A 17075-nucleotide genomic window follows, 5' to 3' on the forward strand; every position below is an offset into this window, starting at 1 on the left:
TAAAAGTAATGAGTACGCCAAAAAAACAAATGAAACTGGGTGCATTTTTATCCAGTAGTGGACATCACCTAGCCTCATGGCGGCATCCAAATGCACAGGCTGACGGTGGTTTGAATATTCAGCATTTTAAACGCCTTGCCCAGACCGCAGAACGGGGCAAATTTGATATGATTTTCTTTGCTGATGGTGTGGCTGTGCGCGATCGCGGTCAAGGTACAGAAGTTTTAAGCCGGAATGGCAAACTCGTCCATTTTGAACCACTTACCCTGCTTTCAGCCTTGTCTGTAGTCACAGAACGCATTGGGTTAACCGCGACAGTTTCGACCACCTACAACGAACCTTATCACCTTGCCCGGAAGTTTGCTTCTCTCGACTATCTTAGTGGTGGTCGTGCTGGTTGGAATCTCGTCACCTCCGCCACCGAATCAGAAGCGTTGAATTTCAGCCGCGAACAACATATGGAACATACTCTGCGCTACGAACGCGCCCGTGAGTTTGTTGATGTTGTTACCAAACTTTGGGACAGTTGGGAAGATGATGCTTTCTTGCAAGATAAAGAATCAGGTATTTATTTCGACCCAGATAAACTACACGTTCCCAACCACAAAGGCGAACATTTTGCAGTGCGCGGCCCGTTGAATGTTGCTCGTCCTATCCAAGGATACCCAGTCATTATTCAAGCTGGTTCCTCGGAAGATGGTAAAAATCTCGCCGCCCAAACAGCAGAAGTCATCTTCACCGCCCAACAAACCTTAGAAGAAGCCCAAGCCTTCTACGCAGATGTCAAAGGCCGACTCGCCCAATATGGACGTTCCCCAGACCATCTCAAAATCATGCCCGGTGTATTTCCCGTCATTGGTAGAACTGAACAAGAAGCCAAGGATAAATTCGAGCAGATTCAGGAGTTAATTGATCCCGTGGTTGGCTTGAATTTGTTGGGAGGAATGATTGGTGGATTTGATTTATCAGCCTACCCATTAGATGGGCCATTACCAGAACTCCCGGAGACAAACGGTGGTAAAAGCCGTCAAAAACTGTTGACAGATTTAGCCCGACGAGAAAATTTAACAATTCGACAACTGTATTTATCAATAGCTGGCGCACGCGGACATCGGCAAATTCTCGGCACACCAGAACAAATTGCTGACCAATTAGAAGATTGGTTTATTCATGGTGGGGCTGATGGATTTAATATTATGCCGCCTTGGCTACCGGGAAGTTTAGATGAATTTGTAGATTTGGTCATCCCCGAACTGCAACGCCGGGGACTATTCCGCACCGAGTATGAAGGCTGGACATTACGTGAGCATCTTGGTTTGCCTCGTCCTGTTAACCAGTTTAGTAAAACTCAAGTGGAACCTGAGCTAGTTGGGGTTGCTGATTAACCAGGCATAATATGATTTAACGAAACAAAGTAGGGGTACAAAATCTAGTAACCCTACTTTTTTATTTGTTATCCAATTTTAGATTTTGGAGTGGTTTACTAGTAATACCAATTCTATGTGAGGCTGCATTTAATCTTTTATCTTTTCTTTCTTTGTGTCCTACCCTGCGGGAAGCCGCTATCGCGTCTATGCGCCCTTTGTGGTTCGTTCTTTAATTTAGTGCATCTTCATACAGAATTGGTATAAGCTTCACTAATATAAAAACTCACTATCAAATCTATTTATAGCAGTAGCCAAGTTGGTTAGGACATTGATAAATCATGAGACTTAGACACCATAAATGGTTTAGTTAGATATAAATCAGCACCTACATCTATACCTTTTTGTTTATCAAATTCTTGTCCTTTAGCTGTCAACATTACAATGTAGACATCATCCATTTTTAAGTCATGCTTAATTATCTGACAAACTTCTAAGCCACTCATTTTGGGCATCATCACATCAAGAAAAACGAGATTTGGTTTTTCGGTTTTAATAGTTTCCAGTGCTTCTTCACCATTTCTTGCTGTTAAGAGTTCGACACCTTCATCTTCTAATGCTTCTAGAGCTTGTTCCATTAAAATTACGATGTTAGGTTCATCATCAACAATCAAAATTTTTTGCGTCATATAAAAATCCTATGTAATTTCTAAAGTTATTTGTAGAGGCTAGGGATTAGAGGCTAGAGGTTAGGGATTATAAAAACCAGTTTTTGATTGTAAAAATACTAGCCCCTAGCCTCTAGTCGCTCTTAATTCAATGATCAGCCAACATGATAAAAAACACATTTTCTAAATCTTTTTCAAACCGTAGGGTTTTCACTAAGTCGGTTTCTGTGGAAAAGATGGAATCAATGATAATCATGTCAGGTTTGGCGGCTCGTGCTTTGTGTAGACATTCTTGGGGGTCTGAGGCTTCAATCACGTTGTATCCCTGAGTTTGCAGAACATCAGATAATGTTTTGAGTGTGGACGCATTTTGATCAACAACTAATACCTTTTTACTGGAAGTGCCTTGGGAAAGTAATAAGCCAATTTCGCTCAAAAGTTGTTCTGAGTTGATGGGTTTGGTGAGATAGCGGTCAATACCAATGTGGTAGCCACGCTCTTTATTTTCAATAATTGACAAAATGATGATGGGAATATCTGCCGTTTGGGGATCATTTTTCAAGACGGCTGCGACATCAAAGCCATTAATTTGTGGCATCATCACATCCAAAAGAATTAAATCGGGACGGGCAATTTTGATTTGATGAATTGCATCCATACCGTCTTTTGCTTCTCGCACTTTGTAGCCTTCGTTTTCTAATTGCTGCCGGAGTAATTCTCGAATATTGGTATCATCATCTACTACTAAAATGGTTTTGCGGTTTTCGTTGAATACGGCATTACTCGTAATAACGTGTTCTTTGAGTTGTTTGACGAGGGCTTCTAAATTAATTTGTCCATTGGCTTGGTCATCTTTGGCATAAATCGGAATCAAAAACGAGAAAGTACTGCCTTTTCCTGGTTCACTTTCTACCCAAATTCTGCCGCCATGATGTTCAACAATTTGTTTGCAAATGGGTAATCCTAGCCCTGTACCTTTGGGTTTGTCGGTGAGGGTATCACCAACTTGGCGGAATTTCTCAAAAACTTTTGGTTGGTCTTCTGGGGCAATACCAATACCTGTATCAATGACGCTAATGCAAACACCATCATTTTGTTGTTTGACGCGACAGGTAACAGTACCAGCTTGAGTAAATTTCACTGCATTGGAAATTAAGTTAATCAGGACTTGCAATAAACGGTTGCGATCGCCCACTATTTGCGGTAAACCAGAATCAATCTCGCTGACTAATTGCAAGTTATGGGTTTCAAACAAGCCGGCTGTGGCGGTAGTTGCCCAATCTAATAACTCACCAGGATCAAGGGGCTGCATTTGCCATTCCACTTTCCCGGCTTCCATTTTGGCAATGTCTAAAACATCGTTAATCAAGGATGTGAGCCGTTCAGCTTCCGAGACAATAATTTTGAGGTTGTCACCTACCCGCTTAATGGTTTTTTGCAATTTGCGGTCGTCGGTAGTCAGCATCGGAAAGACATCGGTTTCGAGCTTTTCTTTAATAATGGAGGCAAACCCCAATACCGAAGTTAAAGGTGTCCGCAGTTCGTGGGAAACTGTGGAAATAAAATCGGTCTTCATTTTGTCAACTTCTTTTTCGGCGGTGACATCCCGAATTAGCAATGCAGAACCAAAACAAGTGGCTGGTTCGTTAGCTGTGGTTTGTTTAAAGATGGCGGTGGCGACGGCTTGGCCAATGCGTTCTTTGGCTAGGGCAATTTCCGCCGCAAAGACTTCTTGGGGATGGGATTGAGTTTGTTCAATTAAATATGCTAAACCTGCGATCGGTAGTTCTTGATAGTTACCTTTGAGGGTATTGGCTGTCAATCCGTGCATGGCTAAAAAGGCGGGATTGAAATGGGTAATTTGCCCTGACATATCTACCACTAACAAACCATCCGCTAAGTTATCTAAAATCGCATTTAACCCTTGGGCTTCTGCTAGGGTATTTTGTAAGGCGGCTGTGCGTTCGGCAACTCTGGCTTCTAGTTCTTGATTGAGTTGGCGCAGAGCAATTTCAGCTTGTTTGCGGGCTGTAATATCAGTATTAATTTCTAACACTGCACAAGGTTGACCAGCCGCATCTCGCTGCAAAGTCCATCGACTTTGGACAGTAATAAGTTTGTCATCATGGGTAATATGTTGAACTTCTCCTTCCCAATTGCCTTGCTGTAATAACTCGGCTGTGATTTCTTCTTTAGGTTTGGGAAAGATTTTTTTGAGAAATGTGTAAATATATTGGTCTTTGACTTCCTCACGCGTCCAATGGTAAAGCCTTTCTGCACCTTGATTCCAGTAGGAAATTTTATCACTCATATCGCGGACAATAATCGCATCACTAGAGTGATTTAGCATATCTAATAAACGTTGATTTTCGGCTTCTGCTAGTTTGCGAGCGTGAATATTAGTGCAAGTGCCAATCCATTCCCGAATACTACCATCTGCTGCTAATACAGGAGTACCACAAACTGAGAAATAGCGGTAAATCCCATCTTTGCCGCGCAAGCGATATTCAGTTTGGTAAATACTGCGGTTTGCTACTGCTGCATTCCAGGCGGCTTGGGATTGGCTGCGGTCATCAGGATGAATCGGATCAATCCAACCCCAGCCTGCAACTTCTTCTTCAGTTTGCCCTGTATAAGCGATCCAGGTAATCATTTCACTACTAATCCCTAGGCCTTCTGGGGTTGCACCCCAAACAATTTGAGAAGTAGCGGCGACTAAAGTCCGATATCGTTCTTTTAATCGTTGATTTTCGGCTTCTGCTAGTTTGCGATCGTGAATATCTGTACAAGTACCAATCCACTCTTTGACGCTACCATCATCTTCAATTACCGGCGCACCCCAGACCCAAAAGTAGCGATAATTGCCATCTTTACCACGAATGCGGTATTCAATTTGATATTGGCTGAGATTGGCTACGGCAATACCCCAAGCTTCTCCAGTGTAGCCGCGATCGTCGGGATGAACAGCATCAATCCAACCGCCGTTTTCGGCTTCTGCTAAAGTTTGCCCGGTGTAGGCTATCCAGTCGGTAAGTTCAAAGCAAATTCCTTCTGGAGAACTAACCCAGATAATTTGTGTATTAGTTTTAATCAAAGAACGGTATCGCGCTTCACTCTGTTTTAAAATTTTTGCGGATTCCTGATATGCTTTTTGAGTTTGTTTGAGGTCTGTAATATCTTCCACGCTCGACCAAATCAACTTCTCTCCTGCTTGCTCAATCATGGCCGCTGAGATTCTCACCGACACTAAATGTCCATCTTTGTGGATGTACTCTTTTTCATAAGGCCCGTAGCGACCAGTTTTTTCTAAGTTTTCTATGATGGCTTGCTCTGTGGCAATATAACTCTCAGGAGTAATCTGCCAATTGTTGAGGTTAAGAGTTTCTGGAATAGTGCGCCCCAAAATATCAGCGTAGGCGGCGTTGATGTTTATAAAAGTCCCATCTATGCGGTAGAGTACCAAACCAACGGGACATTTTTCCAAAAGATGACGGTTAAATTCATCAAGTTGGCTAGACATATTTAAATTTTCCTAATATCGATGGGGAATTAATAAAGAATTTGAGTAGGGGTGGGACAAGCAAACCAGGACAATAAGGTGGAGTAAAGCTTTAAGACAATGGCATGACGTTGAAATATTTGATAAATTTCACTAGCGGAAGTTGCACTGATATCTGGACTCTGGTGTGAAAGTCGCCGGATGAGTTGACTGTGGCGAATCAGCATTTCATAGGATTTGAGTGTAGGGTTTGTGGAAGGAATTAAACCTTCTGCTTTGGATATTTTGATTTCTTTGTTGGGTGGCGCTAAAACACTGTTACCAACAAAATTTGTCTGATCTTGATGCTTCTCAGGGTTGGCTACTGCTGGAGAATTAATCGGAATTTGAATCCAAAATTCTGTGCCTTGGCCGGGTTGAGAATGACACCGGAGAATTCCTTGGTGTCTATCAACAATTACTTGATGGCTAATGGCCATACCGAGGCCAGTACCTTTGCCAATTTCTTTGGTGGTGAAAAAGGGATCATAGATCCGTTGGATGATTTCTTCCTGCATCCCTGGGCCATTGTCAGCAATGCGAATCACAATCCACTGATTGTCTAGGGTGTGGGTGCGAATGGTGATTTGCGGTTGAGTTAATTGACTCTGAGCAATTGATTCTTCTAAAGCATCAATGGCATTTGCCAGGATGTTCATAAACACTTGATTTAACTGTCCGGGATAGCACTCAGTGGGGGGGAGTTGCTCATAATTTTTAATTACTTGAATTTCGGGGCGGTGGGAAGTCCCCTTGAGGCGATGGCGAAGAATCATCAGTGTCCCTTCTATACCATCGTGGATATTGACGGTTTTCATTTGGGCTTCGTCATGGCGGGAGAAGTTTTTCAGGGATTTGACAATTTCTACGATGCGATCGCTCCCTAGTTTCATCGAATCTAGTAATTTGGGCAAATCCTCACTGATAAACTCCACATCAATATTTTCGATTTCTGTTGCCAACTCAGCCGACACTACAGGAAAATTCTTCTGATACTCTTGTAATAAGCGCAACAAGTCTTCTGCATACTCAGAAACACAGCGCAAGTTGCCGCAAATAAAGTTAACGGGATTGTTGATTTCATGGGCAACACCGGCTATGAGTTGTCCCAAGCTGGACATTTTCTCACTTTGAATTAACTGGGTTTGCGCCAGTTGCAAATCTTGTAAAGCCTGTTGGAGTTTTTCAGTCTGGGCTTTGGCTTGGGCGGTTGCTTGGGTGCTTTGTTCATACAGCACAGCTTTTTCAATGGCGACTGCGGTTTGAGAAGCAAAAATACTCACCAGTTTGAGATGCTCGGCTGTATATGCGTCGATTTTATTGGTACCAAGGGCGATCGCACCTAGTATCCGTTCTTTGGCACACAGAGGAACGCAAATCAACCCATGAATGTTTTTCTCATCGCCTAAGCGTGGATCAGTTTGCACATCATTAATCAGCTCTGCACGCCCAGATTGGATAATGTGGCCAATAATGCCTTTGGTGGAAGAAATTTGCCTCTGATCCAACAAATTACCAAATTCAGCAATCACTTCTAAGGTGGTTGCATCCTCACCCAGCAATAAAATCGTCCCCGCAGATGATTCAATTAATTGACTCATTTCCTGAAGCACGAGTTGAGCAATTTGTTTGGTATCTAAACTTGTGGTCAGTTGTGTCGAGATATCCTGAAATAAATCAATTTCCTGATATCGCTCTAGTAATTCCTTGGCTAGTTCTTTCTTTTCGGCTTCTTGTTTGGCTAACAGCGACAGCAAGCTGGCAACTGTCTGTATTTGTTCTTGTCCAACTACCCAACCAATGTTTTCTTGCCCAACCTCAATTGGATATCGGTTATTTGTAGTCTGTGTACCAATACTGAACAGTGGTGTACCGTCTAACAGTTCAATATGAATAGCACTGTTGATTTGGTTGGCTAAGTTCTGAAGCAGGGATAATAGTTCTTTTTTGTTAAGAATTTTTTTTAGGCTAATGATAGACATATCTCACCTCATCTAGAGAACTTGGATATTTACCTGTGAGCCAACCAAGCAAGTGAGGAATTTTTGAAAATCTTGCTGCTAAGTTTTTGCTTTGTAGCAGTTGGGCATTTTGTTCAAGTTGTACATTTCTTGGGAGAGTCAGGCCTTGAATGTACAAGTTCTTGAGAATTTCCAGGCGATCGCGTGTAAATACTTCCATAAACTGTGGGAAAACAATGGGAAATTAGTCAGCCCAGCGAATACCCGATAAACTAAAGTACGACCCCCAGCATTAATCTTCCCAGCCATAATCTAGTCAGGAATCTGCACAGTTGCATCAACACGACCGTTCATATACTTAGGAATTGTTATTACAGTCTAGGGATCTAATCTTGCTCAATTAAGACTAGTCTTCCCAGAAATATTAGCTGTATAACTATGAAGTGGATATTGGTAATTTTTTCCAACAGCCAAGCTCTTTGTTGATTACCGATTCTTCAGTTTTAATATTTGTTAAGCAACTGTATGTTAAATTTATCTGTCCACTTACGAATTGCTTGACTACACTTAGAAATTAGCAACTGCATTGCTGTCCTTAAGCGTAATTATTATGAATTTATCTTTGAAGCAACTGGCTATTTACTTATCTTTACTATTGGTTGGTGGTGGTGCAGGTCTATTTGGTAGTCGCTATCTCCTGACTCAAAATCGCTCATTTCGAGAGTTAAGAAATGTAACAGCGGCTTTACCGCCAGAATCTGTCACGCCTTATGCCCCTAGCGGTAGTTTGGGAGCGACTGGCGGAGATAACGTGAATTTTATTGCTACAGCAGTGCAGAAGGTTGGCCCGGCTGTAGTCCGCATTAATGCAACTCGAAAAGTCGCAAATCCCATCTCGGATGCTTTAAAAAACCCCCTCTTGCGCCGCTTTTTTGGCGAAGAGGAACAAGCAATTCCCCAGGAACGGATTGAACGCGGTACAGGTTCAGGATTTATTTTGAGTCAAAATGGTGAATTGCTGACCAATGCCCATGTAGTTGCTGATACAGATACAGTCCAAGTCACCCTCAAGGATGGTCGGACTTTTGAGGGCAAGGTCATAGGTATTGATACGATTACAGATGTAGCGGTTGTCAAAATTCCTGGTGATAAATTGCCGACGGTGAAGCTGGGCAATTCGCAAAATTTAATTCCTGGACAATGGGCGATCGCTATTGGCAATCCTCTGGGTTTAGATAACACTGTTACCATCGGTATTATCAGCGCCACTGACCGCACCAGCGCCCAAGTTGGTGTACCAGATAAACGTGTAAGTTTCATCCAAACAGATGCAGCTATTAACCCTGGTAATTCTGGGGGGCCATTGTTAAACGCCCAAGGTGAAGTTATTGGCGTAAATACCGCCATTCGCGCTGATGCCCAAGGATTAGGTTTTGCCATTCCAATTGAAACGGCTGCCCGTGTAGCTAAAGAGTTATTTACTAAAGGGCGGGTAGATCATCCTTTTTTGGGAATTGAAATGGCAGATTTAAACCCCACCAAAAAACAGCAAATTAATCTCGAAAACAAACTCAACATCAAACAAGATTCTGGCGTGGTGATTAAGGGCGTATTAGATGACTCGCCAGCAAAACGGGCTGGACTGCTTCCTGGCGACATAATCCAAAAAGTGAACGCAAGACCAGTTAAAACAGCCGCCCAAGTGCAGAAGCTAGTAGAATCCAGCACAGTCGGCGATATCCTCGTACTTGAAATCAACCGCAGTGGCAAAATACAGACTTTAAAAGTGCAGTCAGGTGTCTATCCGAAAAAATAGTCAATCGTCCAACAATTTTAGATTTTGGATTTTTCACCAATCTAAAATCTAAAATTGACTATTGTCCCTCAGATAAGTAATCTAACTGCATTCTTTGTTCCATCTGCCTTAAGAAATACCCCGTCATCATTGCTGACGCTAATAGCCCAGCCAGATTTTCTCTGTCTGTCGTAATTTGCACGTTGAAGTTTTCTGCGGGTAGCATTCCCACTAGCCCTTGGACATTTTGGGAAATTATTTGCTTAATTTCAGGGCTGACAGACTGGGCGATACGCGCTAACACATCAGGCGACTGATGTTGCAAATACTGGAGTAACTGATTGGGATTTTCCTCAAAGTTCTCGCCTAGAAGTTGATTCGGGTGTTCCTCGGAGTTGTCATTCAAAAAGTCAGGGTCAAACACCATTGGCAGTCTTTTTTAGCTTAGTTGCTAATTCTACTCTAAACCATAGTACAAGGGTAGCGTCTTTTCCACAGGTATGGGTTTTATATCCAGGACTTAGCGCAAAGGTTGTATTTGAAGAATTGGTGTAAGGGCTTCGCCGTGAGCGTCAGCCGAACGGTTTGCGGGTGTCAGGGTCTTAAAAACCTACACTCTTACACCCCTATACCCCTTAAGTCCTACTAACCTGTCACCTGTCACCTGTCACCTGTCACCTCTAGCCTGTCACCTCTTCTACCTCATCTTCAATAGCTAGATTGAGTTCTAGTTGCTGTTCTTTAGTATCAAATGGCTGGGGAAGTTGCTCGATTTGAAAGTACTGATGAAATTTTGGTGTTACTTGTAGCGAATAAGAACGGGATTCGTTATCTCGGCGTTTTTTGACAAAACCAAGTTCGACTAATTCTTGAACATGTTGATACGCACCTGAACCCCGGAGGTTAATCAAGTCGCTTTGCAAAATTGGACTATTGAGGGCGATCGCCGCTAAACTCCTCAATGCGCCTACCCCTAATTCTACCGGAATCAGTGTTTGCACTAAATCTTGAAAGTCAGTTCTTAGTTGCAGGCTGTAACCATCTGTAGTTTCAACAACTTCTAAGGCGCTATCTCTACGGGCGTAACTATCTATCAGTTCAATTATGCCTTCTTGGGCAGTGGCGCGATCGCAAGCTGCATATTCCGCTATTTCACTGAGAGATAAAGGCTTACCCTTTAAATAGAGAATTGCTTCAATTTTAGTCGCTGTCTTGGTCGCGGTGGCTGTTTTCATTGGGTGTTAGTCAATGGTCAATAGTGAGCCAGTGCGGTCTTGGGGGTTCCCCCTATGAGCGACTGGCGAACCCCGAAGGGGTCAATAGTCAATAGTTATTAGTCATTGGTCACTGACAACTGATGACTAGTAACTGACGATCAACAAGTGTGTGGGATTATACTTGATTTTGTTGCAAAAGTCAAAAATCCTCTTAACAATTCTCAACATTCCCCTAATCTCCCTTGTCTCCCTTGTCCCCTCATCCCCCTTCTTCCCTCACCCTCCCCGATGACTGATAATAAATTCAGCGATCGCTAAATCCTGGGGAGTAGTAACTTTTAAATTCGTCTCCTCACCTGGAACAATTCGTACTTCAATACCACATCTTTCAAATAACGCTGCATCGTCCGTCACTTCCCAACCTTGACGAATACCTTCAGCGTGGCACTGTTTCAATAACTGGACATTAAATCCTTGGGGAGTTTGGGCAGCCCACAAATTTTTTCGGTCAGGCGTACTTTGAATTATGCCAGTTTCATCAACAATTTTAATCGTGTCTTTTACTGGGATGGCAGCAATTAACCCAGCACAATGACGAATTGCTTCTGCACAAGCATTTAGCAAATTTGGTGTAGCCAAACATCTAGCACCATCATGAATTAATACTTGTTCTGCTTCTGGTGGTAACGCTTGCAAGCCGTTGTAAACCGATTCTTGCCGAGTACTACCACCAAGAATAAATTTCACAGGTTTAGTCAGCGACAAATCAGCAATGATATTTTTAAAGTCAGGCCAGTCACTAGGCTGAGAAATAATTCCTATCCAACTAATAGAACTTGCTGCTTCCGCCGCTAACAAAGTCCAAGCAATAATCGGTTTTGACTGAACTTCAAGAAAAAGTTTATTGCGGTTACTACCCATTCTTTTACCGACACCGGCAGCAGGAATTAATAAATACACAAGCGTCCTCGATGAGAAAACTAAAGGTTAGAGGTTACAGGTTAGAGGTTAGAGATTTATAGAGGCATTTTGAACCTAGTCCTAGTACAGTTCAGCGTAAATAAACCGACCATAAGGAATTGCTAAAAAGCTTGTAGTATCACTATTTTTTCTTTTTCCTTTTGACCTTTTACTTTTGCCTTTTTGTACTACTCCCTACTCACCATTCCCATCACTACAAAAATAAAAAGGGGATGCCCCCGGAAGCACCCCCAAAAACTTTGACACAAACACTGCTGTTTTGTTTTAAACTTGAACTGCTAGTTTTGCTTCCTTTGATGTTAAACGTTCGTAGGCAGCACGCATTTTTAGACCTGTCAGCACTTGGAACAAACCAGTTCCATTGTTAGAACCTGGGTACTCACGGTGTTGGAGTAACAAGTGAGTCATTTCACCTTCGTACTTGGTGGATGTGTTGCTGAGATGGTTTTCGATGTAGATGACTTCTTCTAGGTTGTCAAATTGACCATCTACTTCGAGTACTGAGACATAGCGGCCATAGTAAACATCGGAACCATAGTACAGTTGCATACCAGGATAGGAACAGGTCAGCTTGCGTCCACAAGGAGTCCAGTTAATGGTGGAACCTTCATCAAATAAGTAAACAGGAGTGAATCCTTCTTTACCTTCGCGTTGCAACATCCGTACCCGCAAAACTTTGCGTTCGGTGTCGTTTTTGATAAGGTTTGTGGGCAGTACTTGGAGAACTACGTCAGCGAATTCTCTTTGGGGTTCGATATACTTTGTAAAGTCAGGTTTACGAGAGTTGATAGCAGCTAAAACATCTTCGTAGCGATGGCCTCTTTCTGCCATATCGCGTTGAATCTTCCAAGCAATTTTAACTTCATCGCTGATATCAAAATAAACGCTGAAATCAAGGAGCGATCGCACCCGTTCATCATATAAAGGATGTAGACCTTCAACCACAATAATGTGATTTGGTTCTACTATTTCTGGGGGATCAATCATGCCGGTTTCGTGGTTATAAATCGGCTTATTAATGGTTTGACCTTCTTTGAGAGCTTTAATTTGCTCATACATCAAGTCAAAATTGTTTGCCCTGGGGTCAAGTGCAGTTATCCCAGTTTCTTTGCGCTGTTTGCGATCTAAGCAATGATAGTCATCCAAGCAGATAACTGTCATAAACTCTTCACCAAACAAATCTATCAAACGACGCAAAAAAGTAGATTTGCCACACCCGGAGTCTCCGGCTACTCCAATTAGTACCACGCGTTCCGGCTTACTTGTCATAAATCTCCTCTAAATACTAAATGTGTCAATCAATAATTTTTCACACAGCAGATTTTTGAAGCCAGGAGTCTACCCCATTGGTTTTTCCTGTGTTCTTGCTACTCAGCCACATAACGACTATCAGACGGGTGGACAACCAAATTAGCGGCTGTTACTCGTCTGAGATTGCTTTATTTTGCAGCTAGTAAGTATTTAATCCTAGTGGTATACTTAATTTTAACAGAATGGGTAATCCTATACAAGATTTGATATCAGGAAGAATCTGGTGCTGCTACTGTCTGATTAATGATTTAAACATAAATTTTCTCGACACAGCACAACTTTTGTTCTTCACCTATCTTCCCTGTGATATACCTATCTTCTGAGTAGAAGTAAGTATAATTTTGCTGTTAAAGCCCATTTTAGCAGAGTTGCAGTTGTTTCCCTGGTGTTAACCCTGGACTTGCAACATTCGCCTTGGAAATCTACCTAAAGTAATGAAGAGATATTTGGTGGTTAGCCTGATTTACTGAACAGTGATTTTGAGTAAATATTTAAAGTATAAATATGAACTTAAACTTTAACTGATTCAGGTTGATATAACTTTCACATTCAGGGAAATTGATTGTTATAGTTTATGTTATCTTTATTTTTCAGCAATGCTGTTGAAAAAAACATAAAGAAATCAGCCACAAAATACCAGTGGCTCCGAGCAGAATTCGCCTCTATCAAGCATTAGTTGTAGCTGCTCAAAAGTGTTTGCATCTAGTTTGTTAAGGTTGTCGGCAGCGATTTTTCTCAAAGATAATTCACGAAAAAAAGATTAAATTGACTCATGGTTAACATTCTGCCAGCGACTTATCCTCTATTTTAGAGGATGAACAGGTGTGTTTATTCCAATACCTGCTGGTCTAAAGCGAGCGTACTTAGCAAGGTATCATTTTTTGATGCCTCTTTCCCAACGTGCTAGTTTTGGTATCCCAAAATCCGATAAACTAAAATCTGGCTAAGTGATGGGAATAGTTGTTTTTGAATAACGGTTAAGTAATATCGGAGTGATAGACAGAATGTTCAATCAAGGTACTGTTGAGGGTGCTGCCAACACAGAATCAGGTAGCCGCGTCTTCGTGTACGAAGTGGTGGGTCTGCGTCAGAACGAAGCAACTGATCAAACGAACTACCCAATTCGTAAAAGTGGCAGTGTGTTCATCAGAGTGCCTTACAACCGCATGAACCAAGAAATGCGACGTATCACTCGCCTAGGCGGCAAAATTGTTAGCATTCTACCCGCAAGCATTTTAGAGCAAACAAATGGTAAAGCCGCGTTTGCTAGTGCTGTACCTACAGTGAGTGCTAACAGTGGGGAAAATGGTCAAGCCACACCTGCGAAAGCCAATAGTAAGGACACAAAAGGCAACACCATGACTCAAGCACAAGCCAAAAAAGCCCATGCTGACGTTCCCGTAAATACCTACCGTCCCAATGCTCCATTTATCGGTAAGTGTATCTCTAATGAGCCGTTGGTTGGAGAAGGTGGAATTGGTATTGTTCAACATATTAAATTTGACCTGTCTGGTGGTAACTTAAAGTACATCGAAGGTCAAAGTATTGGGATTATTCCCCCTGGTGTGGACAAAAACGGTAAGCCAGAAAAGCTCAGACTGTATTCTATAGCTTCAACTCGTCACGGTGATGATGTTGATGATAAGACAGTTTCATTGTGTGTTCGTCAGTTGGAATACAAGCATCCAGAAACTGGTGAAACAGTATATGGTGTTTGCTCTACATATCTGTGTTTCTTAAAGCCTGGGGAAGAAGTTAAGATTACAGGCCCCGTGGGTAAAGAAATGTTGTTACCCAGCGACCCCGAAGCTAATGTAATTATGTTGGCGACAGGTACAGGTATTGCGCCTATGCGTACATATCTGTGGCGGATGTTTAAAGATGCAGAAAGAGCAGCTAACCCAGATTATCAGTTTAAAGGATTCTCTTGGCTGATATTTGGTGTGCCAACCACTCCAAACATTCTATATAAAGAAGAATTGGAAGAAATACAGCAGAAGTATCCTGATAACTTCCGCTTGACTTATGCTATCAGCCGCGAACAAAAGAATGCTCAAGGCGGCAGAATGTACATTCAAGACCGCGTAGCAGAACACGCTGATGAACTGTGGCAATTGATTAAAAATGAAAAAACCCACACATACATCTGCGGTTTACGCGGTATGGAAGATGGCATTGATGCAGCTTTAACTGCTGCGGCTGCCAAAGAAGGTGTAACCTGGAGTGATTACCAAAAAGAAATCAAAAAAGCTGGTCGTTGGCACGTAGAAACTTACTAAGTTGGTCATTAGTCAATAGATTAAGACAACTGACAAAATATAACTGAAGCAGGATAATCTGTAGGGTGGGCGATGCTCACCCTACAATTGTTTTGTATATGTACTTGCTGAGTACTAAGTTCTGGTGGTTATAGCAGGAGGCAGAAGGCAGAAGGCAGGAGGCAGGAGGCAAGAGGTAAAAGTTTTACTATACCTAGCATTCATGCTTTTTAAATTTCCTAACCCATACTTCAACTGCCATACATAACTACTCAGCACTCAGCGAAAAGTTGCGTGCGGGGGTTTCTCCGCCCTTGCAAACTTCGGTGACTCAGCACTTGGCACTAAAATATATTGGATGAAAAGTTTGTGGGTGTAAAGCTAGGAATATTGGGATTAGGTACTGTAGGTACAGGTACGGTGCAACTACTACAAGATGCTGTTGGCCGTCATCCGGTGTTAGAGGAAATCGAAATTTATCGGGTGGGTGTCCGATCGCCTGACAAACCCCGTGCTGTAGAATTACCAGAATCAGTCATAACTACAGATTTAGAAGCAATTGTCAATGATCCGGCTGTAGATATTGTAGTTGAGGTGATGGGGGGATTGGAACCGGCGCGATCGCTCATTCTCCAAGCGATTAAAAATGGTAAACACGTTGTCACAGCTAACAAAGCGGCAATTTCCCGATTTGGGGCAGAAATTTTCAACGCCGCCAATGAAGCCGGGGTTTATGTGATGTTAGAAGCGGCTGTTGGTGGGGGAATTCCCGTGATTCAACCCCTGAAGCAAGCTTTAAGTGTTAACCGGATTAACACTGTTATTGGTATTGTTAACGGTACCACTAACTATATCCTCACCCGGATGCAAACTGAAGGCAGTGATTTTGGGGATGTGTTAGCTGATGCTCAACGCTTGGGTTATGCTGAAGCTGACCCAACAGCCGATGTCGATGGTTTAGATGCAGCCGATAAAATTGCGATTTTGGCATCCTTGGGTTTTGGTGGACGCATTAATTTACCAGATGTTTATTGTGAGGGTATCCGTCAAGTTAGCAAGACAGATATTACATACGCTGAAAAATTGGGCTTTGTGATTAAATTATTAGCGATCGCTCAATACCAAAATAATAACCACTCCCAGTTGTCTGTGAGAGTACATCCCACCTTTGTACAGAAATCTCACCCTTTGGCCAGTGTTAACGGTGTGTATAACGCCATTCTTGTAGAAGGCGAACCCATCGGCCAAGTGATGTTTTTTGGCCCTGGTGCAGGTGCAGGTGCAACAGCCAGTGCTGTCACCTCCGATATTTTAAGTTTGACAGCAGCCCTCAAGAGTAACACCACTGCACCAAATCCCCTCCTAACTTGTAGACATGAAGATTACTGCCAAGTTACTCCCATCTCGGAGTTATTTACCCGATTTTATGCCCGCTTCCTCACCAAAGACCACCCTGGTGTCATAGGTAAACTAGGTACTTGCTTTGGTAATCATGGTGTAAGTTTAGAGTCTGTGGTGCAAACTGGTTTCCAAGGAGCATTAGCAGAAATTGTGGTTGTTACCCACGATGTCCAGGAAGGTAATTTCCGCCAAGCTTTAGAAGAAATTCGCAGTCTGGAGGCGATTGATAGCATTGCCAGCATTTTGCGAGTGCTTTAGAAGTATGAAGGGTGAAATAAATGCTGTGAGATGATGTCTGAAAATTAAGCTGTAAACCCGCATAGATGTTTACTGAGCGTAGTCGAAGTGCGGTCACTGAGCGTAGTCGAAGTGCGGTCACTGAGCGTAGTCGAAGTGCGGTCACTGAGCGTAGTCGAAGTGCGGGTTTTGTTTAGATATAGCGGTAGTCAGAGATGTTAGGACAATTTCAAAGCTTGAATGCCAGGAATAGTAAGACTTTTGCCTTCTGCCTCCTGCCTTCTGCCCTCTGCCTTCTGCCTCCTGCTATAGCTGCGGCTTCCGTCGCCCAGTCTTCTTGATTT

12 protein-coding genes are annotated in these 17075 nt (G+C 42.6%); 4 read left to right on the plus strand and 8 right to left on the minus strand.

Features of this window, described 5'->3' with window-relative positions; all coding sequences use genetic code 11:
• Positions 1-8 precede the first annotated feature (8 nt).
• Positions 9-1385, plus strand: a complete 1377-nt coding sequence (locus H6G75_RS16220; RefSeq protein WP_190981055.1) for an LLM class flavin-dependent oxidoreductase — start codon at positions 9-11, stop codon at positions 1383-1385.
• A 302-nt stretch (positions 1386-1687) separates the two neighbouring features.
• Here the strand turns inward: H6G75_RS16220 and H6G75_RS16225 are convergent, their stop codons facing one another.
• The 4 genes from H6G75_RS16225 to H6G75_RS16240 all read right to left on the minus strand — a co-directional run bounded on the left by H6G75_RS16225 (position 1688) and on the right by H6G75_RS16240 (position 7751).
• On the minus strand, positions 1688-2053 hold the full coding sequence (locus tag H6G75_RS16225; protein ID WP_190981056.1) for a response regulator transcription factor: 366 nt from the start codon (positions 2051-2053) through the stop codon (positions 1688-1690).
• 127 nt (positions 2054-2180) lie between these two features.
• On the minus strand, positions 2181-5552 hold the full coding sequence (locus H6G75_RS16230) for a PAS domain S-box protein (RefSeq protein WP_190981057.1): 3372 nt from the start codon (positions 5550-5552) through the stop codon (positions 2181-2183).
• A gap of 29 nt (positions 5553-5581) precedes the next feature.
• A complete protein-coding gene (locus H6G75_RS16235) occupies positions 5582-7552 on the minus strand; it encodes a sensor histidine kinase (RefSeq protein WP_190981058.1) in 1971 nt (656 codons plus the stop codon).
• Complete coding sequence (locus H6G75_RS16240; protein ID WP_190981059.1) at positions 7539-7751, minus strand: hypothetical protein; 213 nt, start codon at positions 7749-7751, stop codon at positions 7539-7541. The genes H6G75_RS16235 and H6G75_RS16240 overlap by 14 nt, the downstream gene beginning before the upstream one ends.
• Positions 7752-8141: 390 nt before the next feature.
• Between H6G75_RS16240 and H6G75_RS16245 the strand changes: the two genes are divergently transcribed.
• Positions 8142-9347: an HhoA/HhoB/HtrA family serine endopeptidase gene (locus H6G75_RS16245; RefSeq protein ID WP_190981060.1), complete on the plus strand. Its 1206-nt coding sequence runs from the start codon at positions 8142-8144 to the stop codon at positions 9345-9347.
• Between the two features lie 58 nt (positions 9348-9405).
• Here H6G75_RS16245 and H6G75_RS16250 read toward each other — a convergent pair whose 3' ends face one another.
• The 4 genes from H6G75_RS16250 to H6G75_RS16265 form a co-directional block, all read right to left on the minus strand.
• Entirely contained in the window at positions 9406-9753 is a 348-nt protein-coding gene (locus H6G75_RS16250; RefSeq protein WP_190981061.1) for a DUF760 domain-containing protein, read from the minus strand.
• A 253-nt stretch (positions 9754-10006) separates the two neighbouring features.
• Positions 10007-10561, minus strand: coding sequence for an SMC-Scp complex subunit ScpB (gene scpB, locus H6G75_RS16255; protein WP_190981062.1), 555 nt, complete (start codon positions 10559-10561; stop codon positions 10007-10009).
• 258 nt (positions 10562-10819) lie between these two features.
• Complete coding sequence (gene ispD, locus H6G75_RS16260) at positions 10820-11503, minus strand: 2-C-methyl-D-erythritol 4-phosphate cytidylyltransferase (protein ID WP_190981063.1); 684 nt, start codon at positions 11501-11503, stop codon at positions 10820-10822.
• 285 nt (positions 11504-11788) lie between these two features.
• Positions 11789-12793, minus strand: coding sequence for a phosphoribulokinase (locus tag H6G75_RS16265; protein ID WP_190981064.1), 1005 nt, complete (start codon positions 12791-12793; stop codon positions 11789-11791).
• A gap of 1046 nt (positions 12794-13839) precedes the next feature.
• On the opposite strand from H6G75_RS16265, the gene petH reads away from it, so the two are divergent.
• A complete protein-coding gene (gene petH / locus H6G75_RS16270; RefSeq protein ID WP_190981065.1) occupies positions 13840-15114 on the plus strand; it encodes a ferredoxin--NADP reductase in 1275 nt (424 codons plus the stop codon).
• Between the two features lie 348 nt (positions 15115-15462).
• Positions 15463-16752 carry a homoserine dehydrogenase gene (locus tag H6G75_RS16275; RefSeq protein ID WP_190981129.1) on the plus strand — a complete coding sequence of 430 codons (1290 nt, stop codon included), beginning with the start codon at positions 15463-15465 and terminating at the stop codon, positions 16750-16752.
• The last annotated feature ends 323 nt before the right edge of the window (positions 16753-17075 follow it).

The sequence above is a fragment of the Nostoc sp. FACHB-280 genome, from assembly GCF_014697615.1.
GTDB lineage: Bacteria > Cyanobacteriota > Cyanobacteriia > Cyanobacteriales > Nostocaceae > Nostoc_B.

Excerpts from the sequence above, each read along its gene's own strand:
- H6G75_RS16220 (WP_190981055.1), top strand. The coding sequence starts at position 9 with ATGAGTACGCCAAAAAAACAAATGAAACTGGGTGCATTTTTATCCAGT.
- H6G75_RS16225 (WP_190981056.1), bottom strand. The coding sequence starts at position 2,053 with ATGACGCAAAAAATTTTGATTGTTGATGATGAACCTAACATCGTAATT.
- H6G75_RS16230 (WP_190981057.1), bottom strand. The coding sequence starts at position 5,552 with ATGTCTAGCCAACTTGATGAATTTAACCGTCATCTTTTGGAAAAATGT.
- H6G75_RS16235 (WP_190981058.1), bottom strand. The coding sequence starts at position 7,552 with ATGTCTATCATTAGCCTAAAAAAAATTCTTAACAAAAAAGAACTATTA.
- H6G75_RS16240 (WP_190981059.1), bottom strand. The coding sequence starts at position 7,751 with ATGGAAGTATTTACACGCGATCGCCTGGAAATTCTCAAGAACTTGTAC.
- H6G75_RS16245 (WP_190981060.1), top strand. The coding sequence starts at position 8,142 with ATGAATTTATCTTTGAAGCAACTGGCTATTTACTTATCTTTACTATTG.
- H6G75_RS16250 (WP_190981061.1), bottom strand. The coding sequence starts at position 9,753 with ATGGTGTTTGACCCTGACTTTTTGAATGACAACTCCGAGGAACACCCG.
- scpB (WP_190981062.1), bottom strand. The coding sequence starts at position 10,561 with ATGAAAACAGCCACCGCGACCAAGACAGCGACTAAAATTGAAGCAATT.
- H6G75_RS16265 (WP_190981064.1), bottom strand. The coding sequence starts at position 12,793 with ATGACAAGTAAGCCGGAACGCGTGGTACTAATTGGAGTAGCCGGAGAC.
- petH (WP_190981065.1), top strand. The coding sequence starts at position 13,840 with ATGTTCAATCAAGGTACTGTTGAGGGTGCTGCCAACACAGAATCAGGT.